Here is a 25247-nt window from a genome sequence, read left to right as displayed (position 1 = left end):
ATTCCTTATGGTTTCGCCCTCTGTTTCCCCGGTAGTCCTTCTATTTCTATTGCGATAATATGCATTATGTTGATAAGCGCACAAAAAACAGAACCGATTTTCACATTCTGTCATGCGAAAACCGGCCCTATTTCCAAAAACCGCTTTTTTTTGCCCTTTTGCCTTGTTGTCTGTGCAATATTATATTGACATTTTAAGCGCGAAAATGGTATATTATGCTTATCAATATAATGATATATGTGGTAGTTTGTATTATTTAATGCATATTATGGCAACTTCCAGCCTGCACGAGCAGGCTGTTTTGATTTCATGGCCGCACCGGCCTCTTACCTTTCCCGTTTCATTTTTCTAATCTTTTTATTGATATCCTCCGCATCTGCCTTGTTTTTGACGACGAGTACGCCGAACGTCGCAAAATAGACAACCGCTATCATCCCCAATACAACCAGTACGTATTCTGGCTCCAGCGGAATAAAGCCCAATGGAGCGCCGATGAGGAACACCACCGCAATCACCGCCGCAAGATCGACAGCCATCCGCAGCGGTATGGAATTGATCGGGATCTTGTCTGTGAAAAAAATCACTGCCGCAATGCACGTTGTCATCAAAAGCAGGATCAATATCGCTGCTTCATTTACGGCCGACAGTCCAAACAGGCACAGTATCGTATAGACCAGCGCCAATATTGTGAAGGATACGCAATTCATAGTGATATAGAATTTAAGTTTAGACATCCTTTTCACCTCCGGCAAGCCCCAGCTTCCGCTTGAGTTTCTCTACATAATGGCGGTTGATAATCACCTTTTCCCCGTTCTCAAGCTCCGCCTCCATTTTTCCGTTCAGCAGCGCGCGGACGCTTTTTAACATCCTGACATTTAAAATACACGATTTACTCACGCGGGCAAAATCTGTTTTCGTCAGTTGCTGTTCCAGCTCATACAGCCTGAGTCCGCATTCGTATACCTCGTGTTCCGCGTACAGGAAGGTGCGGTTGTCAATAGATTCGAAATAATAAATGTCGCTTAAACTGATGGGATAGGTCCTGCCCTCTTTTTTTGCCGTGATGGAAAAAGAATAGAGCCTGATTTGCTCGATCAGCTTTTCAAGCCCTGGGTCTATCATCCCACACTTGATGGTAATTTCTACCTCTTCATTGTCCGGCGACTGGTCGATCAGAAGTTTCAACCCGTTTCCTCCCCGTTACGGCCGCAGTCTGTACGGCGCGCCGCCCCGCAGGCGGCAGGGCGTCCCTTTCTCTGCTTTTTGCACGGCGTCCTCTCAATTTGTAAAAAATCCAAGCTGCTTGCCCGCCGGTTTTTTGCGCGTATGCGCGGGGCCCTCGGCAAGGAGCCGGGAAGGAATATCCGCAAGGAAGGGCGAACGTTCCGCTTTGTTCGTGAGCATAATAAGCTCGTCCTGCGCGCGGGTCATACCCACATAAAACAGCCTGCGTTCCTCCTGCTCGCTGCATTCCCCGTCTTTCCTGCGGAACGGAACCAAACCATCCGTTACGCCGCACAGGAATACGGCCGGGAATTCAAGACCCTTGGCCGCGTGCAGCGTCATCAGCGTGACCGCGTCCGCAGTATATGCCTTTTGCCCGCTGCGCTTCACGTCCCCTTCCGTCCCGAACGTGAGGGCCGCAAGAAAATCCGCCATGCGGAGATGGAAAACCGCCATATTCCTCAGGCGTTTCAGGCACACAGGCATTTCTTCCCCATATCCGTGCCCTGAAAGCCACAGGTCAAGAAGCTCTGCCGGTGTGGCCTTGCGCATCAGCGGCGCACAGGTTTCAAAGCGCCCGGCAAGCTCCGTTTCTCCCACATCCTTTAAAACGGACACAATCGAAGATACCGTTTTCTTCTCCCGGCCGTAAGCGTCCAGTATTTTTTCTGCCGCTGCCGGGGTGACGCTATCCGCCCGCAGGCAGGTTCCGAGGGAGACACTGTCTTTCGGATCGCATAGAACGCGGAAAAACGCAAGTGCGCCGCGTACGCGGCGGTCGGCAAGCGTATCGTCTTTTCCCAGCACCACATAGGGGATTCCTTCCTTTACGAGGCACTCCTCAATCAATTCCGCCTGCCGGTGCGTGCGGTAGAGCACGGCGATGTCGGACAGGCCATAAGCGGTATCCGCTCCCTTTTTATGCTGCGCATGGGCGGCAAGCATATCTACCCCGCCCACCATGGCGTTAATTTCCTTTGCAATAAACAACGCCTCTGAGAAGGGAGAATCCGCCGTCAAAAGCCGTGTTTTCACGCCGCTCCCCCGCTGTGCCTCCAACACCGGTTCGCTGTGGCGAACCACCGGAAGGGCGCAGCCTATGATTTCAGGCGTGGAACGGTAGTTCTTTTTCAGCCGTATCTCGCGGACAGGCCTGTCCGCTTTGAGGCGTTCAAAGCAATGTGCATCCGAACCGCGAAAGCCGTAAATAGACTGGTCTGGATCGCCGATCACAAAGATTCCCTTGCTTTTTGCGCCCCATGCACGGATCAGGCCCAGTTGCACGGGATTCACGTCCTGGAATTCATCCACAAGCAAGTGCCCAAAACGCGGGAAGACCGCTTCGCACTTTGCGCCGCCCTCACGAAATATTTCCAGAGTATCGGTCAGGAGGTCGTCGAAGTCAAGTACGCCAAGCGAGCGCAGCCGCGCACAGTAGGCGTCGTATACCACCTGCGGGATCTCCCCTGCGGCGCCGTTCTTGATTTTAGAAACCGCCTGCATCGCATCGCGGGGTTTCATGGCGCAGTTGCACGCGGTAAGCGTTTCAGAAAGAATTGCCAGCGCTTCCTGCCCGTCGATTACCGTTACGCTTTTATTCCACTCTTTCAACATGCCAAGGGCAAGGGAATGGAACGTACCGATGTGCATTGCCTTCGCTGTCTTTTTATCGTTGAAATACGCCTCCAGCCGTTCCCGCATCTCGTTTGCGGCTTTATTCGTAAACGTAACCGCCGTGATGTGTTCCGGGGCCACGCCGCATTGTTCCACAAGCCAGGCGGCGCGGTACACAAGGGTACGTGTTTTGCCCGTGCCCGGCCCGGCCAGTACGGCGACCGCAGGTTCCACAGCAGATGCAGCCGCCCATTGTTCGTCATTGAGTCCGTAAGGATTCCCGTCCGTTTTTGCCACGGCCGCTTCTTTCGGCTTTTCATCCGTCTTTGGCAGTTCCGCCCGCGCGGGGGCATGTTTTTCCGTTTTCTTTTTAGGTTCGTCCGCAAACATGGAAAGCTGGCCGGACAACGTTTGCACCTCGCTTTTATCCATCACGAGGATCTTCCCGTATTCGCCGTCATAACCGGGATGTATTTCCACTTCTCCGCAGCGCAGGCGGCGAATACCCTCCGCGATGCACACGCCCGCCGTCCGCTCGATCTCTGCGAGCGGCGTTTCACGCAGGATGGTAAGCTCCGGGCCGAGCTCCCGGAGCAGCTCCAAATATTGCGCGCGTACTTTCTTGCTTGCGGGTGTAAGTCCCATCGACGAAGCTACCACCTCAGGAAGCGGCACGATGCTTTCAAAATGCTTTGCGGCCCCGGGGCGATACCCTGCCGCGCGGTCCGCAAGCTCCACCACACGATGATAAACGCCCACGGTGATGCGCCGTCCGCAGACCGGGCATTTTCCTCCCGCGGCGATCGTCTCCTCCGGCGTCATACACACCTTACAGTTCCGGTGTCCGTCGTTATGGTATTTCCCTTCCTCCGGAAAAAATTCAAGCGTCCCGTAAAATTCATCGGTATCATGGTTTTCAAGCGCAACCGCAATGGCGGGATAGCTCATTTCCGTATTAAAAAGATTGGCTTCCCGCGCAAGGTTCGCGGGGGAATGCGCGTCCGAATTGGAGACCATCGCATACCCGTCGAGCGCCGACAGCCGCCAGTTCATAGGCGGGTCGGACGACAGGCCCGTTTCGAGTGCGTGGATATGCGGCGTGAGGTCGCCAAAACATTCTTCGATGGCGTCAAACCCCGAATAGGCCCCGAACAGCGAAAAATGCGGCGTCCAAATATGTGCCGGGATAAATATGGCCTCCGGGCAGATATCAAGCGTGATCTCAAGCAGGTCGCGGCTTGGAAGGCCGAGGATGGGCCGCCCGTCCGAATGCAGGTTGAACGAAAGCTCGAGCTTGCCCGCCAGCTTCTCCGCCGCCTCAAGCGAGGGCAGCAGGATCACATTGTGGATTTTGCGCACCTTTCCGCCCTGTTTATAGATGGAGCTGATCTCCCCTGAAAGGACAAACCGCGGCGGCGCGGGCTTTCCCTCTACCTCGTCCGCAAGGCGGTATTCCTCTTTTAAGCGGTATAAGCCTTCTTCGGCGGGAATCAGCTTTTCCTTCAATTCTTCCCGCCACGCGGGATGCGTAAAATCGCCTGTGCCGAGAAGATCGATCCCTTTGCGGCGCGCCCACAGGTCGAGGTACTCAGGCACGCATTCCTTGCTGGTCGCACGGGAATATTTGGAGTGGATATGCAGGTCTGCTACAAACATTTAGTATTCCGTTCCTTTTCTCGGTTCAAAATGGCTGCATTTGTTTTTCTCCCCTGTCAGCATATCGGGATCAATATCCCCATAAACCTGGCAAGACCGGATCTCCGGCATACCCGGCGCAAAAGTCAGTACGCCGTAGTGTACGCAGTTATAGCACAACACATTTTCCTCATTGACATAATTCTGTTTTAATTGGATTCCCATCTTGTGACTCTCCCTGTTCACCGCTGTTTTGCCTTGCACGCATCCGCGCCCATGCAGCGGGTAGATTCCTGAAACCGGACCTATATGGCCATAAGCACAAATATTCTTTCTTATTATATTCCTTTATGGGCAGATAACACAAGCAGGCAACAGTAATTTCATAAATCCACAGCCAGCACAGTAAAAAATCATATAACAGGATATACTGCCAACTTCCCATCATTTACCGCAGCGTCATTATCCATAAAAACAGGCAGGCCGGCTTATGGTCCGGCCTGCCTCCCGTCTCCTCTTTTTAATTCTATTAACTGGACGTCCCCATAGTTTTATATGATTTAGTCGTCATATCCCAGTCTGAACTCCATAGCATCTTCTGCATGATCCAGTTGATCTTCCAGGCGTCCCAATTCAGAATCTATCGAACCATAGTCTGCACGGCTCAGGCTTCCCTGCCTGTAATCGTACTCGGCCGTGTCTTCCTGCATCTCTATTTCACGCTCTACCGCTTTTGCTTCCGACTTAACGTCGAACATATTCTGCGCTGTTGCAGCTTCCATCTTTCCTATTACAGCGTTCACCTTATCCGTAAGGCCCGCGATATCATAGTCGCCGGTACTTTTCCGTGTTCCGGCTGATGCCTGGGGTATTGGTGTCGCTGTGGCCGCCGGGGCTTCAGAAGCTGCGGGTGCGCTTTCTGTTTTTGTATTGTCCGCCGCACTTGTATCCTGCTGTGCCGCTCCAGCTTTAAGTCCTTCCACATCTGCTTTAAGCGATGAAATATCACCCGATATCTGTTCCAGCTGCTGCTGCAGGGCAGACATATCTGCAGCCTGTATTTGTGCTGCCGGCGAACATCCTATCATTAAAACAGCTGTTAAGGCTACTGCCGCAAGGATCATGATTGGTTTCTTTTTCATTTTTAATTCCTCCTGATTTTTCGGCATTTTCTGCCGTTCTTTTCATGCCCAAACAATATCATCTGAAAATGAAATACAAATGAAAACAAAAAAGATTTTCGCTTTCATTTGTATTTCATATTGATATAATATATTTATTCAAAACACAGCGTATATTAATATAAGGAGGAGACAGGGTGCGTATACTCGTCGTAGAAGATGAACCTGAACTCAACAAGCTTATCTCAAAAATTTTAACCGATGAGGGTTATGCCGTAGACAGTTGCCTTGACGGATGCGAGGCCGTTGACTATATAGAATCCGCCGATTACGACGGCATTGTCCTCGATATAATGTTGCCTTCGATAGACGGCCTTGAGATACTTCATAGGATGCGCGGCGCCGGAGACAATACGCCGGTTCTTTTGCTTACCGCACGTGACAGCATCGAAGACCGTGTAAACGGCCTCGACACGGGCGCGGACGATTACCTTGTCAAACCGTTTGCCTATGAAGAGCTGCTTGCCAGGCTGAGGGTCTTGCTGCGCGGTAAAAACGGTTCTCCCAATCTTCTTGTCCTTGGCGACCTTAAGCTGGATCCTGCAAGCCACCGCGTATTCCTTGCCGAAGAAGAGTTGTTTTTATCCGGCCGCGAATTCGCTATACTTGAATATTTCATGCGTAATCCCGGCGTTGTATTGTCACGCCCACGTATAGAAGAACATATTTGGAGCTACGATTATGATGGGGGATCTAACGTTGTAGATGTATACATACGCAAGCTCCGCAACCTGTTGCACCGCGAGGGGCGTCCGCAACTTATCCACACGGTCAGAAACGTCGGTTATGTAATGAGGCTGGAAAAATGAAAACCCTTAGCATCCGCCAACGTGTTGTGTTTTGGTATACTGCCATGCTCATACTGATCGCAGTGGCCGTGTTCCTTATACTGCGTTTCAGCAGCGGCAGCCAGGCAGCCGCCTACGTAAGCGAAACACTCCACCATGCGGCGGCAGCCGCCATGGACGAGATAGATATTGACGAAGGCGGGCTTGAGATCGATCATGATATCAACGATATCGATTATGCCAGCGTCATGATATATGACAACAGCGGAAATATTATGCATTATGGACGCATCCCCGATTTCGATCTTGATTTCCGCGAGGGTGAAATACGCCGCGTCACAGGCGATTCCGGGCGTGTGTGGCATGTATACGATACGCTCTACAACGTGCGCGGCGATGTGTACGTCTGGATCAGAACATGTATGGTTCTCGATTCCGTAATAAATGTAGAAAGCTACTCTACCCGCGTATTTTTATGGATGATAGTTCCCCTGGCCTTATTAGCTGCCCTTGGCGGATATTATATAACATGGCGCGCTTTCCGGCCTATGGTGCGCATCACCAGCACTGCCCGCAGTATTGCCGACGGTGACGACCTTACGCGCAGGATAGGCCTTATCGGCCAAAAAGATGAATTTGGACAGCTCGCCGATACGTTCGATCAAATGTTCTCCCGCCTGCAATCAGCCTTCGAACAGCAAAAACGTTTCGCATCAGATGCATCGCACGAACTTCGCACGCCGCTCAGCGTCATCCGCACGCAATGCGATTACGCCCTTACCCGTGGCGGCGAAGCTGATAAGACGCAGGCGCTCAATGTTATCCTGCAGCAAACGGAACGTATGTCCGGGCTTGTAAACCAATTGCTGCTGCTTTCGCGCATGGATAGCGGAACCCAGGCGATCCAAAAGGAAACCCTCGACCTTTCCTCGCTTATGGAATCAGTCGCCGATGAGCTTTCCTCAAAATCCGCAGAGCGCGGCATCACAATCCACAAAGATATCTCCCCCGGTTTATATGTATATGCGGATGAACTTTTGATGATGCGCATGCTCATAAACCTTATTGAAAATGCCATACGTTTTGGTGAAGAAGGCGGTTATATAAGGCTGCGGCTTAAAAAGGACGGCGGCTTTGTGCGCGGCTCTGTTGAAGATAACGGTATAGGTATAAGCGAGAAAGATATGCCGCACATATGGGAACGCTTTTTCCAAGCCGACAGCGCACGCACCGCGCATAATACGGAAAGCAGCAGCGGCCTTGGCCTGCCCATCGTCAAATGGATAATATGCGTCCACGGAGGCGGCATCTCTGCTGAAAGCACAGCCGGGCACGGCAGTATTTTCAGGTTCTATATTCCCATTGCCGCTAAATGATTCGCCGGTTTCGGTATGGCCGGCTGCGCGGCAGCCCTCACGCCCTATCCCTGTGCAACTTGCATCATCGCAATAAACAGATAGATTTTCGTTTTCTGTGTATCGGGTCAAACCAGTCCTATGTTATTGGCATCCCAAAGCAGCAAAGGCCGCCATCTGAGCTGGCGGCCTTTGCTGATCCTATAAAAGTTTTGTCTTACAAAAAAGCGTTATTTCAGCCGCTCTCCATAAAAAGGCAAAAAATGGATAGGGGCTTTTATCCGCAGGGACAAGCGGCGCCTTACAGCAATTCTCCATACTTTCGGATAAACAGTTTCTTGAGCACCGTCACAAGCGCCATATATGCCAGGATCGTGAAAAGCAGGAGAATAAAATAGCTGCCGGGCATGGCCATCATGCCAAGTTCCCTGCCCACGATGGTATAGGGGATCACCGTACCCACCGCAATGCCGATGGAGGTGAGCAGTGTGAGCTGCCACGACGCCCGGCTCTTCACAAACGGCGTGTGCGGCGTGCGGATCATGTGGATGACAAGCGTCTGCGTCCATAGGGATTCCACAAACCATCCCGCATGGAACAGCGCCGCAAAACTTTCCTGTCCCGCTTCCCCAAGGGTATGGTAAGCGCCGCCGAATACCACCGGGCATATGAGGAAATACATCGCGAGATAGGTTGTGATATCAAATACCGAGCTTGACGGGCCGATCCACACCATAAATTTGCTGATGGAGGAAGCGTCCCATGTGCGCGGGACGCGCAGGTAGTCCTCATCCACATTGTCCCACGGCACGGCGAGGCACGAAACATCGTAAATCAGGTTCAGCAAAAGGATCTGCACGGGCGTCATGGGCAGGAAAGGCAAAAACGCGCTTGCTGCCAGTACAGAAAACATATTGCCGAAATTGGAGCTTGCCGTCATCTTGATATATTTGATGATATTGGCATAGGTCTTGCGCCCTTCGATCACGCCCTGTACGAGCACGGAGAGGTCCTTTTCCAGCAGGATAATGTCAGCGGATTCCTTTGCCACGTCTACCGCCGTATCCACGGAGATCCCCACGTCCGCTTCCTTCATGGCGGCCGCGTCGTTGATACCATCGCCAAGAAAGCCTACCGCGTGCCCCGAGGCCCGCAGCACGCGCACGATCCGCGCCTTTTGCTGTGGGGAAAGCTTGGCAAATACATGCGTCCGTTCCGCCGCCTCACGCAGCGCCGCATCGTCCATTCCTTCCACATCCGCACCGAGCAGGATATGCTTTGCCGGAATTCCCACTTTGCGGCAGATATATGTGGTGACTGCATCGTTGTCACCCGTCAGCACCTTTATGCCGACGCCATATTGATACAGTTGTTTCAGCGCCCGCGCCGTGCTTTCTTTCGGCGGGTCAAGAAACGCAAGATAGCCGATCAGCACCATATCCGTTTCATCGTCCACGGAAAACGCGCGGCCCGTATCCGCGCTCAATTTATGCGCAATCCCAAGAACCCGCATTCCGTCCGCGTTATATCCGGCGACGGTTCCAAGGATCTCTTGCCGCACCTCTTCCGTAAGGGGAATTACTTCCCCTTTATATTCCGCATACGAGCTTACCGCGAGCATCTCTTCGACAGCACCCTTGGTGATAATCTGCGTTTTCCCCTTTTTATCCGCGACGACCACGCTCATGCGGCGGCGGTTGAAATCAAAGGGAATTTCGTCCACCTTGCGGTAATCCTCCGCAAGTTCCTCCATCCCCACATCCTGCGCATGGTTCATGACGGCGGCGTCCATCAGGTTCCGCAGCCCTGTCTGGTGGTAACTGTTAAGAAACGCATGGCGCAGCACGCGCGCATCCTCGTTGCCATGGATATCAAGCGAGTATTCGAGCACCACCTTGTCCTGCGTAAGCGTTCCCGTCTTATCCGTACACAGCACGTCCATTGCGCCGAAATTCTGGATCGCGCCGAGCTGCTTGACGATGACCTTTTCCTTCGACATCGCCACCGCGCCCCGGGCGAGGTTCGCTGAAACGATCATGGGCAGCATTTCAGGCGTGAGGCCCACGGCCACGGAAATGGCGAAGAGGAACGCCTGCATCCAGTCTCCTTTGGTAAAACCGTTCAGGAACAGTACGACGGGCACCATCACCAACATAAAGCGAATGAGCACCCACGAAACGGAGTTGACTCCCTTTTCAAAGCTGGTCTTGGGCTTCTGGCCAGTAATTTGGCGGGCGAGGGAACCAAGCACCGTATCGTCGCCCACGGCAATCACAAGGGCGGTCGCGCTTCCGCTTACCACATTGCTTCCCATAAAAGCGAGGTTATCGCGCTGGAGCGCATCCGTTTCTCCGCCGCGCACCGCGCGCCCGTATTTCTCCACCGGTTCGCTTTCCCCCGTGAGGGACGACTGGCTTACGAATAAATCCTTTGCCTGCAACACCCGCAGGTCGGCGGGAACCATGTCGCCCGCCGCAAGGCGCACGACATCGCCTACCACAACTTCGTCGAGCGGGATTTCCGCCTCAATACCTTTCCGCACTACGGCGGTAGTAGTCTCCACCAGTTCAGACAGCCGCTCCGCTGCCTTACCCGAGCGCGTTTCCTGTACAAATTGCAGCGTTCCGCTTACCGCTACCATCGCAAGCACGATGATAACGGAAAGGGCGTCCTGTTCCCCTGGCTGTGCAAATGCTACGTCCGTGATAAACGAAATGACCGCCAGAACCAGCAGTACGGCCGTAAACGGATTTAAAAATGCCTTTGCCAGCCTTTTCCCGAGCGAATCCCCGCCTCCATAGGTGATACGGTTTTCGCCGAAGCGCACGCGCATTTCCCGGACGCTATTCCCAGGGTAGCCGTCATATGTATTTGCATATTGTTTCAGGACGCTGTCCTGGCTCTTTCCCGAAGCCCAAAGCAGCCGTTCCTTTGCTTCCATGGCCCCGCGCGTTTGCAGGGCGTTGTTTGTTTTCCTGTTCATGGGTCCTTACCTCCTATCTGAAGTTTCGGCCCCGGAGAAACGCGGCGCAATGCGCTGTCCTCCCGGGCCTTGGTCTGTCCTTCGGTCTGCCATATCCACGTTTCTCACTTCCTTTCGTAATCGGATCATGGAAAATAAAAGTCCCGCCGAAGCATGAACGCAACAGCAGGACTGGTCCCACATCAGAAACACGCGAAAAATCGCGCTACCGTTCAAGCTTCAGCATCGCAGGGCAATGAAATTGCATTAGTCTATGCCTTGGTTTCGACATAAACTGCTGACCCTCTCATAGTGTCTCCACTATTTTGCGGCAGCAATCCGTATCCCTGCGATAACCTCGCCTACCGAAATCGAACTATTTATTTCCGGCTTCCAGTATACCCCGCGCGCTGCGCCGCTGTCAACTTCAGTCCCGGTAATACCGAGGATTGCGCTTGCAGGCGCAGCATGTTTGCGGTAAGATATCCATATATCAATTAACCACAACTTGCGGAGGCGGAACATGAAATTTGCAAATAAAATGAAAGTGTTCGATTTGAACATTTTTTCCAAGCTGGAGGAAAAGCGCGCGGAACTCCTGCAGAAGGGCATGGAGGTCATCAACCTTTCGGTAGGCACGCCCGATTTCAGGCCGGACGGCCATGTGATCGCGGCGCTCAAAGAAGCGGCGGGCATAGCAGATAACTTTAAATATTCCCTCGCCGACCTTCCCGAACTCGTGGAGGCGGTAATCGCGTGGTACGGCCGCCGTTACGACGTTTCCCTGACGCCGCAGCAGGTGATGTCCGTTTACGGCACGCAGGAGGGTATGGCGCATGTGGCGCTCCCGATCTGCAACCCCGGCGATCTTGTGATCGCTCCGGACCCGTGCTATCCGGTATTTATGTTCGGCCCGCGGATGGCGGAAGCGGAAATCTATTATACGCCGCTGAAAAAGGAAAATAACTTCCTGATTGATTTTGGCAGCATCCCAGAAGATGTCGCCCGGCGGGCAAAAATGATCGTCGTTTCCTATCCTAACAACCCGGTGACGGCGGTCGCGGATTATGCATTTTATGAAAAACTCGTCGCATGGGCGAAAAAATACGATGTGATTGTCGTCCATGACAACGCCTACTCCGAACTTGTGATGGATAGCGAGCCGGGAATGTCGTTCCTTGCCGTTCCGGGCGCGATGGACGTGGGGATTGAGTTCAACTCCCTTTCCAAATCTTATAACCTGACCGGACTGCGCATCTCTTTTGCCATGGGCAATACGGAGATCATCCGTAATTTCCGCTGCCTGCGTTCACAGATCGATTACGGCATCTCTTTCCCGGTGCAAAAGGCGGCCATTGCAGCATTAAACGGACCCCAGGATATTCTGGAGCGCAACCGCAAGGGGTACCGCGAGCGCAGGGATGCACTGTGCGGCGGCCTGCGGAGCATCGGCTGGAACGTTCCCGATTCCCCGGGCACCATGTTCGTATGGGCGCCGCTGCCAGAAGGCTATGAAAAATCGTGGGAGTTCGCACTCGAGCTGATGGATAAAACGGGAGTGATCTGCACGCCCGGCGAGAGCTTTGGTCCTGCGGGCGAAGGCTTCGTGCGTCTTGCCTTGGTGGCGGACGTGCCCACCATTGAACGCGCGGTACGCCTGATCCGTGAAAGCGGGATGGTCCGTTGAATTATGAATGGCTCGGCGGTTATTTCCTTCAAAAAGCGGGCGTGGTCAAAGACTACCAGCCCGAATGGGAGGCCACCCGCTATTTTGTAGGCGGAAAAATGTTTGCCATGCAGGGCGGCGATAAGGATGGAAAGCCTATTTTTACGATAAAACTCGAACCCTCGCTGGGAGATTTCCTGCGAAAGCAGTATCCCGGCGCGGTCGTTCCCGGTTACTATATGAATAAGGTACATTGGAATTCGCTGTATCTCGAGGGCGCTATTCCTGAAGAAACCGTGCGCGAGATGGCCGATTGGGCATACGAAGCCGGGCTTCGCGCATTACCGAAAAAAAAGCGGAGCGAAATCGAAAACGGGAAGGAATAAGGTATGCGGATTGATTTTAACCAACTGGATGAAACGGAAATCAAGAACTTCTATGGCGGGAAGCAGTCCACTTATGCGCGGATGTTCGCGGACGAAAACAACCGCATTATGCATGGACGGCTCGCACCCGGCGCATCGATTGGCCCGCATCCCCATGAAACGGGCAGCGAAATTATTTTTATCCTTTCGGGAACAGGAAAGGCGTTTTGCGACGGAGCCGGGGAAGTTCTCGCGCCCGGGGTATGTCACTATTGCCCGAAAGGACATACGCACAGCCTGATTGCGGACGGCATGGAGGCTCTCGTCTTTTTCGCAGTCGTCCCACAACAATAACGGGGCAAGCGGCGGCTCTATCAAGACGGCATAAATGCCGGAAACGGTATTGTGGTTTTTGGCCCTGCCGTTTTTTATAAAAACCATGCTGCCTGCAAAACACCAGGGCTTTCATTTTTTCCAGGGTTACCGCAGTCTGTCCCCATAGTATAAAAAGAAACTGTTTTTTATCCGATTATATCTCGTATATCAAGAATTCCCGCCTGTGGAAGCGTCTCCCGGATGCGCTTCTCCATCCACAAGACGTCGTACCACCTGCCAAATTTATAGCCTGTCTTATGATAGGTTCCCACTGGGACAAACCCAAATTTTTCATGTAACTTGCAGCTTTTTTCATTTGGCAGTGTAATTCCCGCATAGGCGTTCATATAGCCCTGCTTGGCCAGCAACTCAAACAGGCGCTTATACAGTAAAGTCCCGAATCCTTCCGAATGCCGGTTTTGTTCAAGATAAATGGAAACATCGACACCGTAACAATACGCAGCCCTCTTTTGATGCTCCGAAGCATAAGCGTAGCCTATGATTTTACGGTCCTCCACGCAAACCAAATAAGGATACTTCTTTGAAACCGCCGCAATCCGTTCCTTAATTTCTTTTTCGGAAGGCACATCCACTTCAAAGGAGATTGCCGTATCCCGTACATAGGGCGCATAAATCCTGTGTATTTCTTTATAATCCTGCTCTGCTACGCTGCGCACCTCGTAATTCAACCGCTTTATCTCCATTCTTCCCAACCTGTTTCCGCAAAATTATTATAGCAAATAAAGATAAAAAAGGCTATGCGCTCCGCAGCTCTCTCCTCTGGCAACGCACCAACCGCAAAGGACGGAAGCATTGCTTCCGTCCCCGGTTTTTTCCTTTATGCCGGCATCAGGCTGCCGCCGCCCGCAAGGGATATCGTCTGCCCGCCAATCCATTCGTTTCCGGCCGCATCTGCGTCGTAATACAGGTTATATCCTCCGCTTACGATATTCGCACACGTTTCATCCGCATTTGTAAGAACCGTCACATAGCTGTCTCCGGTCAGCGTCCATGTGCTGTCCGCATCGAGGGATATTGCGACCTCCTGCGCGGTGTTCCCTGTGTTGACCGCGCCTGCAAATGTACTGCCCTGTGTGAGGGAAAGCGCAAAGGTGCTGATCTCGTCGCATGTCACATCGCCTTCAAATATCTGGTTTATACCCGTCAGGGTGAACTGCCCGCCGTTTGAGCCGGGGGTGCCCCAGTTATTGGTTTCATTGCCTGCCACATTCGCAAGGACGCCGCTTGTAAAGACGAGCTCCGTATTTTCAAAGACTGCCTCTGCCTGCGTATTGGTCACATAGATCATCGGCCCGTTCGACGTGGTCGTGATTTTGCTGTCTGCCGCGTCGAAATGTGCAGTTCCCTCCGCCGCGTCGCCGGAAGTGCTCTGGTAAAGCATAATACCATTTTCCCCCGCTCCGGTGAGGTCCGTGTCCGTCATGGTGATGGAGTTTTTCCCTTCCACGACTGCCGCCTGGCTGCCTGTCGCTGTCCCTGTGAGGTTCTTTACCGTGATGTCGCCTGTCGAATAGATGCAGGGGCTGCCGTCGCCCGCTGCAAAAACTGTTCCCGTATCTACGGTGATGGTTCCTTCACCGCGGTCTGTGGCGATGGGCGCACAATGCGCCCCTTCCGTCGTGATATCTATATTCGTGGCGTTGACCGTCCCTCCATAAGTCGCGTCAAGGCCGCGGGAAGAATTCCCCGCCGTGTGGATGGTGACGTTATCCACCGTGACCGTTGAGCCTTCGCCCGTTGCAAAGATAGCGTTCGACCCTTCCGCAGAAGAAGTCAATGCCGTATCCGATATCTCGGCGGTGCTGCCTCCCGTCACCGCGAATATGGCGTTTAGCGCATAGAAATTGCTTTCATCCGCGCTCGACGTGTCCCCTGTTTTACCAAGCGTCCCGTTTTTAAGGGCCAGGCTTCCGCCGTTTTTTACAAGTACGGTATTTTCGTCGGCAGACGAGGAGGTAATTTCTTCGCCGTCCGAGGCCTCGCTGGTACCGTCTACCGTAAGTATACCCGTAAGTTCGATGCTCCCCGTCTCCGAGCCGCTCATATCCCCGCCCGGCCCGCCAGCGCCGCCCGTATTTACAATCTCAAGGGCCGTGGGAACAAAAGATGCGCCTTCGCCCGAGCCCTCCATTTTGACGATTGTGCCTTCCGTAAGATCGGCAGGCGATGCTTCCGTCTCGCTCGCGCCATCCTGTTTTGTGATGGTGACTGTAGTAAGGTCAACGGTAATTTCCGTGCCATTTTCATCCGCAGTAAAACCGCCCATCCCGCCGGGGCCTCCTTCGCCCATATCCGGCGGCGCCTCACCATTTTCCGCGTTTCCGGACGGCGCTTCACCACCCGGCATTTCCGGCGCCTCGCCGGAGGGCATTTCCCCGTTTTCCATATCCGGCGGCGCCTCGCCATTTTCCGCGTCTCCGGACGGCGCTTCACCGCCCGGCATTTCCGGCGCCTCGCCGGAGGGCATTTCCCCGTTTTCCATATCCGGCGGAGTTCCGCCGCCCATTCCTCCTGTCATTGTCCCGAGGGCAATCGCCGCCTCATCCCCACTTATCGCAGTCACTTGCCCATATATCGCATCATCCTGAACCTGTACGTCCGCTTCCTCCGCCGGGGCGGCGGACGAAGGCTCCGCCGCCTGCTGCGTACAGGCGGTGAATCCCATCATGAGGACCGCGCACAGCAGGACCGTTAATATTTTTTTCATACCTGTTGTTGCTCCTTTCTTGATCTGGTCTTATTATGCAAGCGCAACGTGAAGGCTGTGTGGAGAAATGATGAAAAATCTGTAAACGGCAAAAAACGCCCGCAGGGAATCCCTACGGGCGTTTTTGTCCATATTTTACCATTCTTCCGTTTTACGCCTGTGCCAACCGCTTCCACCACACCTGCCATTTCATGGCCTACGATCACGCCTTCTTTTGCCCGCGGGATACTTCCGTGTTTGATGTACAGGCCGCTTGAGCAGGCGGACGCGAGCGCTATCCGCACGATCGCGTCCATTTCCTTCACCAGCTTCGGAACGGAACGTTCCGCAAACGCGAATTTTCCTTTTTCTTCAAAAACAACAGCTTTCTTCTTCCTCCTTGCTTTTCCCTCCACTATAAAGGATCCGTGGGCGTTTGTCATGCGGGGGGAAGGCGGCGCCGGGCCTTTTCTCTCTTTTAATGGATGATGCACTTTCCCTTTCCAGTCTCCAGATATTCCCTGAGCTGTTTCACCAGAAGGGCTGGGGCCATCGCATAACTGTTATAGGTATCTCCTCCGCGGTGGTTGGTCACCGTTACGGAATCGATTTTGAGCAGCGGTTCCTCTTTGTCGACAGGTTCTTGCGGAAAAACGTCGATTGCCGCGCCCATGATCTCCCCGGTTTTCAGCGCGTTTTCCAGTGCTTCCATATCCACAAGGGCCGCCCTTGCCGTATTGATCAGATAAGCCGTTGGTTTCATTTTCCTAAGTTCTTCTTCCCCGATAATAGGCGGTGATCCCGCTGGAATTCTTGCATGCAACGATACGATGTCCGCCCGTTCGAGCAGTTCCTGCATGGTTACGGGGATGATCCCGTTTTCCCTGGCGGTTCCGGCGTCAAGGCAGGGGTCATAAGCAAGCACTTTCGTTCCAAATGCTTTCAGGTACTTTGCGACAAGAAGGCCTATCGTCCCAAGGCCCGCCAGGCCGACGCATGCATCGCTGAGTTCCCTTATTTTTTGCGAATTTGGGTATTGCTCCCGCCACATCCCGTCTCTGAGCGCCCTGTCGGCCCGCGTGATATTCCGCATTTCACTGATAATGAGGCCGATCGTATATTCCGCAACCGCGACGGCATTATGCGCCGGGCAGTTGATGATGCTGATTCCTCTTTTCCGGGCCGCCTGAACGTCGATATTCTCTACACCCCCGCGAACCGTCATAATATATTTCAGTTTTGGAGCGGCATCCATCACTTTTTCCGAAACAGGGCACAGGTGCACAAACAGTATCTCCACGTTCTTCATGCGTTCCGCAAGGCCATCCGGTGGGTCGTAGGAGCGGTATCCCATCGTTTCCACCCTGCGTACTACGTTCCTCCAGTCCACACCGTCTTTTTCCGCATGCCACTCGATAGATTCATACCTGTCGAAAAGGCTGCATCCTTCCAATATTTTATCAAAAATTTCGCTCGTCACCTTCAGGTCGCCGATCGCTAGGCAGTTCATCTCGTTTTCAGTCCTTTCTTTCAATGATCGGATATTTTCCAAATTCGTGAATCGCTTCGTATAGGGCTAGGATCGCCTCCGGTTTCATCCCGAACTGGATGTTGTGCGAAGGGGCACATATATAGCCCCCGCCCGGGCCTAAGTCCCGGATCCTGCGTTTTACCTCCTCCCGGATCTTACCGCGGTCGCCTTCCGTCAGGGTCTCCTGCGTTTCTATTCCTCCGTGGAAGCTCAGTTTTTTCCCAAATTCCATTTTGATTTGTTTGGTATCCATTCCCTTTGCATTCGGCTGGACCGGGTTCAGGATATCGGCACCCATATCGATATAACTCGATATGAACGGATAGATCCCCCCGCACGTATGGATCGCCAGTTTTCCTTCCGCATTTACTTTGGTATATTCGTCCTTGAACGCCCTCCACTCCCGCTCGAGGCGCGGTCTGATGAACTCGTCAAAAATTTCCAGTGAGATCATCGGCCCGTTCTGCGTCCCCATGTCTTCCCCGTTCAGGCGTATATAGGACATATATTGCCCGGCTTCTTTTAAGAACAGGGCGTCAAAGCCAAGGTTTACCTCCAAAATCTTATCCATCAGGGCGCATACAATATCCGGATGGTCATAAAAATCCATCATGAATTCCTGCATTCCGCGCAAAAAATGCGCCCCTTCGAAAATATGCCCGCCGACGTATGTCGTAAGCGCGTATTCCGTATTTTCATAATAACTTTTCACAAGGTCTTTTACGCCCGTAAAATCCAGAAGATCCTCCGGCGTTGGCCATTTATAATTTAATATATCTTCCACGCTTTCCGCATCCTTCAGCGGATTTGTAACCATCACATAGGAAAACCATCCATCGTTGGAAACGATCTTTTTTTTCGTGATCCCGAACGGGTCTACCACCGTATTATCTTTGATCGTGAATCCCGGCGGAGTAAAATTGATCGGGACGTGCATCACGTCTACATGCAGCAATTCCAGCATTTCCGGCGACGGGTATGCGTGGTTCCCATCGTCCCACCAAAAGGGTTCATAGGGGATACCGGTATATTTGCACAATTCCATATAAGCATCCGGTGCAATCGTAATATCGCACGGCACCCGATCCGGTTCTTTGTGATCCAGCGCGATTTTTACCCGTTCTCGTGATGATAGTGTTTTCAATTTTTTCTTCTCCTTACCATGCTGTGGTTTCTATTATTCCGCTTCTTTTGCCGACGGTTTCACTTTGACTCGGTTTCTCTGGACACAATCGATTCCTACGGCTAATGCAAGCACAATGCCTTTGATGATCAGCTGCATATACTCACTTGTATTGAGCATAATAAGGCCGTTGCTCAACACACCCATAATCAGTACGCCGACGACCGTCCCAAGCATCGTTCCCGAGCCGCCCGATATGCTCACACCCCCCAAAACAACGGCTGTGATGACATCGAATTCAAAGCCGTCGCCCGTCTGCGGTGATCCTGAATTCAATCTGGACAACGTAACGAGGCCGGATACAGCTGCAAAAAAAGCACTGAGGGAAAATACCAGCTGGATCACCATCCTTACGTTGATTCCAGACAACCTTGCCGCTTCCTCGTTTCCGCCTACTGCATAAAAATACCGTCCTAAATAAGATTTGTTCAGGATAAATGCTCCAGCAATAAATACAACGACCATAATGATCACCGGGATCGGAACGATCCCAATATAGCCCTGCCCGACCATATTAAAACCTTCCGGGAATCCATAGATCGGCAGTCCCGAACTGATAGACAGCGCCGCTCCCTTTAAAATATTCATAAAAGATAGCGTCGCGATGAACGCCGGTATCCGGATGACCGCCACCATTGTTCCCATCAAAAGGCCTGTCGCCGTAGATACTGCAAGGCAAATCAGAATCGCCGGAACGACGGGTACGCCCGCATTGATGATCAGGAAAGCGCACAGGATGTTAACAAAGGCCACCTGCGACCCGATCGAAAGGTCGATCCCCCCGATCAGGAGCACAAACATCATCCCAACCGCCGCTATTCCCGTCATGGATACCTGGCGCGCAATCGTCAGCAGGTTATCCACCGTCAAAAAGCTTGGCGTTAAGATACTGAAAAAGGCAACCAGCGCAAACAGTACGATCACAATAATATATTTCTTAATTTTTTCTCCAACGTTTACTTTTAAGGCCATTGCTGTATTCCCCTTCTTTCCTTATGATAAAGACGCGTACCGCATGATCTGCTCCTGGTCGAATTCCCCTTTTTTCAGGTATCCGGTGAGCCGCCCGTTCCGCAGGATCACGATCCGGTCTGACATACCGATCAGTTCCGGCATTTCCGAAGAGATCATAATGATTGCTTTTCCTTTTTTCACAAGCTCCGTCATGATCTGGTAGATTTCAAATTTCGCGCCAATATCAATTCCCCGCGTCGGTTCGTCAAACAGGATCAAATCCGGTTCCATCGCAAGCCATTTGGCCAAAACGACCTTTTGCTGGTTTCCGCCCGACAGGTTTTTCACCAGTTGCCGGGAATCCGGCGCTTTGATCCTGAGCGCTTTCATATATTGATCCACCAGCTTCTGTTCCCGTCCCGAATGGATGAACGTCATTTTAGATAGCCCGGGCAGGCTGGGAATCGAAATATTCTGCTGGATGGACAGGTGCAGCAGCGCTCCATGCCGTTTTCTGTCTTCTGGCACAAGCGCGATTCCGCTGCGGATCGCATCGAGCGGTTTTTGGATGGAAACCGGTTTTCCGTTGACCGCAATGCTTCCCCGCTCCGGATGAACGATCCCAAACAGCATCTCTGCCAGTTCCGTCCGTCCGGCACCCACCAGTCCCCCGATCCCCAGAATCTCCCCTTTCCGAACCTCCAGTGAAATGTCTTTTAAGCCGTTCCCCGTAAGCCCGTCGATCTTCAGCACGATGTCATCTGTTTCTTTCATTTCGTGCTTCGGATAAGTTCCCGTTAATTCCCGACCGATCATCAGTCTTACGAGTTCGTCTTCGTTTATGTCCTTTGTATTTCGTACCGTAATCAACTTTCCGTCCCGCATGACTGCGATCCGATCCGATATCCTGAAAATTTCTTCCAGACGGTGCGTAATATAGATAAACGTAACGCCCGCTTTCTTTAAGGTGCTGACGACGCGGAACATATTTTCCACTTCCTGCCCCGTAAGCGGGGCCGAGGGTTCGTCCATGATCAGTATCTTCGCATTCTTTGCGATCGCCTTCGCAATCTCTACCATCTGCTGGTATGCAACCGACAGATCCTTTACAAGCGTGTCCGGGGAAATATGGATATCGAGCTGCCGGAAAACTTCCTCGGTCTTCCGGCGCATTGCCTTTTTATCCAGAACCAGCCCCTTCATCTTATATTCTCCTAAAAAAATATTGTCCGTTACGCTCAGTTCGTTTACCAGGTTGAACTCCTGGTAGATTACGCTGACTCCCGCTTCACGCGCCTGTGCCGGGGAAAGGGAGCCGTACTCCCGGTTGTTGATCCCAATCGTCCCGCTGCTCGGCGTAATCGCCCCTGCAATCGTTTTGATCAGCGTAGATTTCCCTGCGCCGTTTTCTCCCGCAAGCGCAAGGATCTCGCCTTCCCGTATTTCCAGGCTGATGTCGTCCAATGCAACGACGCCCGGATATTGCTTTGTTATATGACTCAGTTGGATTATGGCTCGATTTGACATTGACCTTCTCCTCATAGTGTCCCCGGGCCCGGAAAACGCCGGGCCCGGAGCCCTGTCCCTGTCTTCAGGTAAGCGTATATCCGTTTTCCTCTGCAAATTCTTCTACATTTTCACTGTTCACCGGAATGATCGGCATGAAGTTGTTAAATTCCACTTTTTCTCCCGCTGCCGCTTCCATAGCCAGGTTTACCATGGCTTCGCCGTGTTCGCGTCCGGAGCCAAGGCTGATGATTCCCTTCAGGCCTTCTCCATTTTTAATTGCCTGACAGATCTCCTGGGTCGAATCCACGCAGAAGATACCAAAATCCGCAGCGTCCTTATTCATTGCTTTCACCGCTTCGTTCGCACCCATTCCGCCTCCACCGCCGATCGAATAAATAATGTCGAGGTTCGGATGGGCCTGGAAGAAGGTCTCCGTTGCTTTCATCCCTTCTTCCGCTGTCAGCGCTTCCGTGCGGATCACGATCTCTGCGGAGGGAACCCGCTCTTTCATCGCAGCCTCAAATCCGTCCTCCCGCCCGATCGTCTGCGGCGTCTGCCGGTAGTTCAGTATCCCGATCTCAATTTTGTCCTTTGCCATCAGCGCTTCGCGCGTTTCAACCCAGTCTGCCGCCAGTTGGCCCGCCGCATATCCCGCTTCATATTCCGGGACATTGTAATTGCAGGTCATATTTTCGAGTTCCGCTCCATATACGACAACCGCGACTCCTTTTTCCATCGCAGCCTTGCAGGCATCTTCAATCGATCCCGGATCCGTAGGGCTCAGGATAATGCCGGAATAGCCGCTCGATACGAAATTTTCTATCTGCGAAACCTGCTTTTGCGGGTCATTGTCAAACTGGACTGCCGTATATTCCGCCCCGTTTGCTTTGCAAAGTTCTTCCGCAGCCTTCGACACATCTGCCCAGACTGGGTTGGAATAATCCGCCAGCGACATACCGATCTTCATTCCCCCTTCGCTGCCCGCCGACATTTCTGCAGATGTTTCCGATCCCGCTTCCACAGGCCCGCTCGCCACAGGCGGCGTAGTTGTGCACGCTGCACATGCAAAAACCACAGTAAGAACCAAAGCCAAGATCATTCCCCTTTTTTTCATTCCTTTTCTCCTCCTGGTATTATCAATATTTGTTTTTCCGGTTAGGAAAAACAAAGGTCATACGATGTGGGCGGATCCCCCGCTTCCGTCCGGCCCTCCTTCAGGCTCTCCCGTCCCGAAAGGATTCCCGGAACAATTCTTTTGACATGGAATAAAGCTTTCGGAAACGTTCGCTGAGTTTTTCGTAGATACTGCGGTTGCGCGGATCTGGAATATATTCCGCCGACAAATTGGGCAGCACATCCAAATACTCCTGGCAAAATCCGAATTTCCGAATCCCTAAAAGCGCGTTTCCCACCGGCGCCTCTGCGGTCCCCGGCCCTGTTACGACCGGTTTTTGCAATACGTCCGCCATGATCTGCATCCATTTGGCGCTTTGGGCGATCCCCCCTGCGACCATAATGCAGTCCGCCGTACTTCGTCCTTCCTCTACCATATCCATGCTTTGCCGGATAGAAAGACACACGCCTTCCAGAACGGCGCGGGCAAAATCATCCCTTTGCGTATTGGGCGATATTCCCCAAAACACACCCTTCGTATGGGGATCGTATACTGGCGCCAGTTCCCCGTTTAAAAAAGGAAGCATCATCAGCCCGCCCGCTCCCGCTGGCCTTGTGGCGGCACACTGCGTAATGACGTCGTAGGGATCCCTCTGTTTCCGTTTCGCAATTCCAGCATACTCTTCCCCAAAGCAATTTTCGAACCATTTCAGTACACCGCCGATATTCACTTGCACGGCGGTTTGCAGGTACAGTCCGTCGACTACATAGGGAAGCACTGCCAAATGCGGGTTTTCCGCGAGTTTATCCGTACAAAATACAATATTTCCTCCCGTCCCCGCCGAAATGATGATGTCCCCTTTTTTTAGTATTCCGGATCCTAGCGCTGCCATGGCGGTATCCACTCCTCCGCAGAGTACCGCTGTATCTTCGGAAAGCCCCAATTCCCGCGCAGGTTCCGGAAGAACCGTTCCGATAATATCTGCACTCCGGCACACCTCCGGCATTTTCTCCAGATCGATCTTCAGTTCCTTTGCCGCTTCTTTGGAATATTTCCTGTCATAAACATGGAAAAGATGGTTCAGGCCCGCACAGGAAACGTCCGTCATGCCGCGCCCTGTCAATTTATAATTAACGTAATCTTTCGGCTGCAAAAATTTCCATGTCCGCCCGTATGCTTCCGGACAATTTTCCCGGAACCAAAGCAGTTTTGGTAAAAAATGGTACGGCAGCAGTTCGGCGGGCGTATTCTCCTGTAGGAGCTTTTTAAAATGTTTTTCCAGCCTACTGCACTGCGGGAGCGAACGGTTATCCATCCAAATCAAAGATCGCATAAATGCGTTTCCGTTTCTGTCGACCGGCGTAAGCGAAGGAACATGCGAACTGATGCTTACCGCCGCAACATGCCGTCCGGAACAGATGCTTTTCAGATCTTTTACCGCCGCTGTGAAGTTCCGCCACCAGTCCTGCGGATCCTGTTCCGCACAGTTCTGTTTCGGAAAAAACGTAGGATATGCCCTTGTGCTTTCCCCCAGCTGATTTGCGGTTTCGTCGAAAATGACCGCTTTCACGTTCGACGTCCCTATATCCGCGCCAATAAACAATTCCTTCCCCATGGCCGTTTTATCCTCGATACTTTTTTATTTATAGGTATTTGATGTTATAAAAGACTGATTCACATTTGTTTAATAGTATATTATCACGCGTGATTATTTTTGACTATATCGCCGCAATATATTGATAAACATTCACATATTTTTTAATATTCGATCAAATTCAATCATATTTTATTGTTTTCAAATCTCTCATCCTCCGCGCACTGCGCATCTTTCCCAAATATTGCCTGACTGTTTCGGAATTGCGTTTCTGTTTGCCAGCCAGTCCAAACCAGTCGTACGCCGATACATTTTTTAATCATTGTATTGAAAACACGTTCAATCTATGCTACATTTCAATCAGATTTCTTCCTGCGAAAGGAGATCCCCATGCTGATTCAGGAACGGTATAACCGGATCATAGAATTACTGAAAAAAGACCAATGCATAAGCGTACGAAAGCTCTCGAAAGAATTGTATGCCAGCGAAGCGACAATACGGCGCGACTTGAAGCATCTGTCTGAAATCGGGCAGATCCGCCGTACGTTCGGCGGAGCCACTCTTGTGGAGGGTATGCATTCGGATGTCCCTCTTGTCGTACGAAATGAAAAATATTCTCGTGAAAAAAAGATCATCGCCGCCCTTGCGGCATCTTTAATCAGGGATGACGACGTTATCATCATCGATTCCTCTTCCACTTGTTTTAATATGATCCCCTATTTGGAACATAAATCCAATACGGTGATCACCAACAGCCCAAGGGTAGCGCTTGCCCTTTCCAACTACCCAAAGCTCAAAGTCTATTCGACCGGCGGCTATGTTCTGGAAAATGCTGTCTCCTATGTTGGAAGTGCCGCGGAAAGCATGATGCACAACTGCAACTGCGATATTATGTTTTTCTCCAGCGGAGGGATCTCCTCAGATAACCAGATCACGGATACCAACGAGGAGGAAACACGGTTAAAAAAAGTTATGATCCAACATTCTAAAAAAATTGTAGCGCTTCATGACTCTTCCAAGCTGGACAAGGTTGCTTTCAGTATCGTTTGCAGTTTAGATGATATTGATGTGCTCGTCACCGACCGCTATCCCGGAGCGGCTTGGGAGTCTCTTTTAAAGGAGCATCATGTTCATCTCCTGTGCCCGGAAAATAAACCGGGAAAACCGTAAGCTTTCGTTCATAGCGTTTCTTTCCGGCAGGATGCCACTTTTTTGTTTTTCCTTGACAGCGCCTTTCCGGCTCGCCAAAATAGTTTATTATTGAACTATTTTGGAAGACAGGAAGTTGGCGTATATGCCGCACAGGGAACGTTATCTGCGTCTGCTGCTTTATTTGAGCCGAAAGTTGAAAAAATTATATGAACATATGAACAGGAATGTGCACAAGCAAAGGCCTCGTTCGGCCTATCGCAGGGGGAAGAGGATCGCGCACAACAGGACCGTTAATATTTTTTTCATACCTGTTGTTGCTCCTTTCTTGATCTGGTCCT

The 25247-nt window shown here is 51.9% G+C and carries 21 protein-coding genes and 1 riboswitch; of the genes, 6 read left to right on the top strand and 15 right to left on the bottom strand.

From position 1 onward, the window contains the following. Positions 1-326 precede the first annotated feature (326 nt). The 5 genes from H8S18_RS10040 to H8S18_RS10020 all read right to left on the bottom strand — a co-directional run bounded on the left by H8S18_RS10040 (position 327) and on the right by H8S18_RS10020 (position 5615). A complete protein-coding gene (locus tag H8S18_RS10040; protein WP_186858174.1) occupies positions 327-734 on the bottom strand; it encodes a DUF3021 family protein in 408 nt (135 codons plus the stop codon). Next, entirely contained in the window at positions 727-1185 is a 459-nt protein-coding gene (locus tag H8S18_RS10035; protein ID WP_186858173.1) for a LytTR family DNA-binding domain-containing protein, read from the bottom strand. Before H8S18_RS10035 ends, H8S18_RS10040 begins: the two co-directional genes overlap by 8 nt. Before the next feature lie 93 nt (positions 1186-1278). Further along, positions 1279-4494, bottom strand: a complete 3216-nt coding sequence (locus H8S18_RS14850; RefSeq protein ID WP_186858172.1) for a UvrD-helicase domain-containing protein — start codon at positions 4492-4494, stop codon at positions 1279-1281. Beyond that, the gene (locus tag H8S18_RS10025; RefSeq protein ID WP_186858171.1) at positions 4495-4698 is read right to left on the bottom strand and encodes a hypothetical protein; all 204 of its coding nucleotides are present in this window, start codon (positions 4696-4698) and stop codon (positions 4495-4497) included. It abuts the gene before it with no gap. A gap of 335 nt (positions 4699-5033) precedes the next feature. Then, positions 5034-5615 carry a hypothetical protein gene (locus tag H8S18_RS10020; RefSeq protein ID WP_186858170.1) on the bottom strand — a complete coding sequence of 194 codons (582 nt, stop codon included), beginning with the start codon at positions 5613-5615 and terminating at the stop codon, positions 5034-5036. Positions 5616-5791: 176 nt separating this feature from the next. Between H8S18_RS10020 and H8S18_RS10015 the strand changes: the two genes are divergently transcribed. Together H8S18_RS10015 and H8S18_RS10010 are read left to right on the top strand one after the other, a co-directional pair. Then, on the top strand, positions 5792-6463 hold the full coding sequence (locus tag H8S18_RS10015) for a response regulator transcription factor (protein ID WP_186858169.1): 672 nt from the start codon (positions 5792-5794) through the stop codon (positions 6461-6463). Continuing rightward, positions 6460-7818, top strand: a complete 1359-nt coding sequence (locus H8S18_RS10010; RefSeq protein ID WP_186858168.1) for a sensor histidine kinase — start codon at positions 6460-6462, stop codon at positions 7816-7818. Before H8S18_RS10015 ends, H8S18_RS10010 begins: the two co-directional genes overlap by 4 nt. Positions 7819-8098: 280 nt before the next feature. On the opposite strand, the gene mgtA is transcribed toward H8S18_RS10010, so the two are convergent. After that, complete coding sequence (gene mgtA / locus H8S18_RS10005; RefSeq protein ID WP_186858167.1) at positions 8099-10780, bottom strand: magnesium-translocating P-type ATPase; 2682 nt, start codon at positions 10778-10780, stop codon at positions 8099-8101. Positions 10781-10980: 200 nt separating this feature from the next. Next, positions 10981-11136: riboswitch (M-box (ykoK) riboswitch) on the bottom strand. Positions 11137-11282: 146 nt separating this feature from the next. Here mgtA and H8S18_RS10000 point away from each other — a divergent pair. From H8S18_RS10000 to H8S18_RS09990, 3 genes are read left to right on the top strand one after another with little or no spacing between them, the layout of a single operon-like run. Next, complete coding sequence (locus H8S18_RS10000; protein ID WP_186858166.1) at positions 11283-12446, top strand: aminotransferase class I/II-fold pyridoxal phosphate-dependent enzyme; 1164 nt, start codon at positions 11283-11285, stop codon at positions 12444-12446. Continuing rightward, positions 12443-12811: an MmcQ/YjbR family DNA-binding protein gene (locus H8S18_RS09995; protein WP_186858165.1), complete on the top strand. Its 369-nt coding sequence runs from the start codon at positions 12443-12445 to the stop codon at positions 12809-12811. The genes H8S18_RS10000 and H8S18_RS09995 overlap by 4 nt, the downstream gene beginning before the upstream one ends. A 3-nt stretch (positions 12812-12814) precedes the next feature. Next, the gene (locus H8S18_RS09990; protein ID WP_186858164.1) at positions 12815-13144 is read left to right on the top strand and encodes a cupin domain-containing protein; all 330 of its coding nucleotides are present in this window, start codon (positions 12815-12817) and stop codon (positions 13142-13144) included. Between the two features lie 167 nt (positions 13145-13311). On the opposite strand, the gene H8S18_RS09985 is transcribed toward H8S18_RS09990, so the two are convergent. From H8S18_RS09985 to H8S18_RS09945, 9 genes are all read right to left on the bottom strand, one after another. Next, positions 13312-13854 carry a GNAT family N-acetyltransferase gene (locus H8S18_RS09985; RefSeq protein ID WP_186858163.1) on the bottom strand — a complete coding sequence of 181 codons (543 nt, stop codon included), beginning with the start codon at positions 13852-13854 and terminating at the stop codon, positions 13312-13314. Between the two features lie 149 nt (positions 13855-14003). Further along, entirely contained in the window at positions 14004-15893 is a 1890-nt protein-coding gene (locus H8S18_RS09980; protein WP_186858162.1) for a hypothetical protein, read from the bottom strand. After that, on the bottom strand, positions 15890-16288 hold the full coding sequence (locus H8S18_RS09975; RefSeq protein ID WP_330598761.1) for an alcohol dehydrogenase catalytic domain-containing protein: 399 nt from the start codon (positions 16286-16288) through the stop codon (positions 15890-15892). Before H8S18_RS09975 ends, H8S18_RS09980 begins: the two co-directional genes overlap by 4 nt. Before the next feature lie 62 nt (positions 16289-16350). Continuing rightward, on the bottom strand, positions 16351-17406 hold the full coding sequence (locus tag H8S18_RS09970; RefSeq protein ID WP_243165122.1) for a 2-hydroxyacid dehydrogenase: 1056 nt from the start codon (positions 17404-17406) through the stop codon (positions 16351-16353). Then, complete coding sequence (locus H8S18_RS09965) at positions 17390-18547, bottom strand: uroporphyrinogen decarboxylase family protein (protein WP_186858161.1); 1158 nt, start codon at positions 18545-18547, stop codon at positions 17390-17392. Before H8S18_RS09965 ends, H8S18_RS09970 begins: the two co-directional genes overlap by 17 nt. Positions 18548-18580: 33 nt before the next feature. Then, complete coding sequence (locus tag H8S18_RS09960) at positions 18581-19558, bottom strand: ABC transporter permease (RefSeq protein ID WP_186858160.1); 978 nt, start codon at positions 19556-19558, stop codon at positions 18581-18583. 21 nt (positions 19559-19579) lie between these two features. Then, entirely contained in the window at positions 19580-21067 is a 1488-nt protein-coding gene (locus H8S18_RS09955) for a sugar ABC transporter ATP-binding protein (RefSeq protein ID WP_186858159.1), read from the bottom strand. Between the two features lie 64 nt (positions 21068-21131). Continuing rightward, positions 21132-22163, bottom strand: coding sequence for a sugar ABC transporter substrate-binding protein (locus tag H8S18_RS09950; protein ID WP_186858158.1), 1032 nt, complete (start codon positions 22161-22163; stop codon positions 21132-21134). Between the two features lie 100 nt (positions 22164-22263). After that, on the bottom strand, positions 22264-23778 hold the full coding sequence (locus tag H8S18_RS09945) for a xylulokinase (RefSeq protein WP_186858157.1): 1515 nt from the start codon (positions 23776-23778) through the stop codon (positions 22264-22266). Between the two features lie 369 nt (positions 23779-24147). Between H8S18_RS09945 and H8S18_RS09940 the strand changes: the two genes are divergently transcribed. Next, a complete protein-coding gene (locus H8S18_RS09940; RefSeq protein ID WP_186858156.1) occupies positions 24148-24927 on the top strand; it encodes a DeoR/GlpR family DNA-binding transcription regulator in 780 nt (259 codons plus the stop codon). Positions 24928-25247: the final 320 nt, after the last annotated feature.

The sequence above is a fragment of the Christensenella tenuis genome (assembly GCF_014287795.1).
GTDB classification, from domain to species: Bacteria; Bacillota; Clostridia; order Christensenellales; family Christensenellaceae; genus Christensenella; species Christensenella tenuis.
The sequence above is the reverse complement of the archived record's forward strand: the minus strand, read 5'-3'. Positions and strand labels throughout refer to the sequence as shown.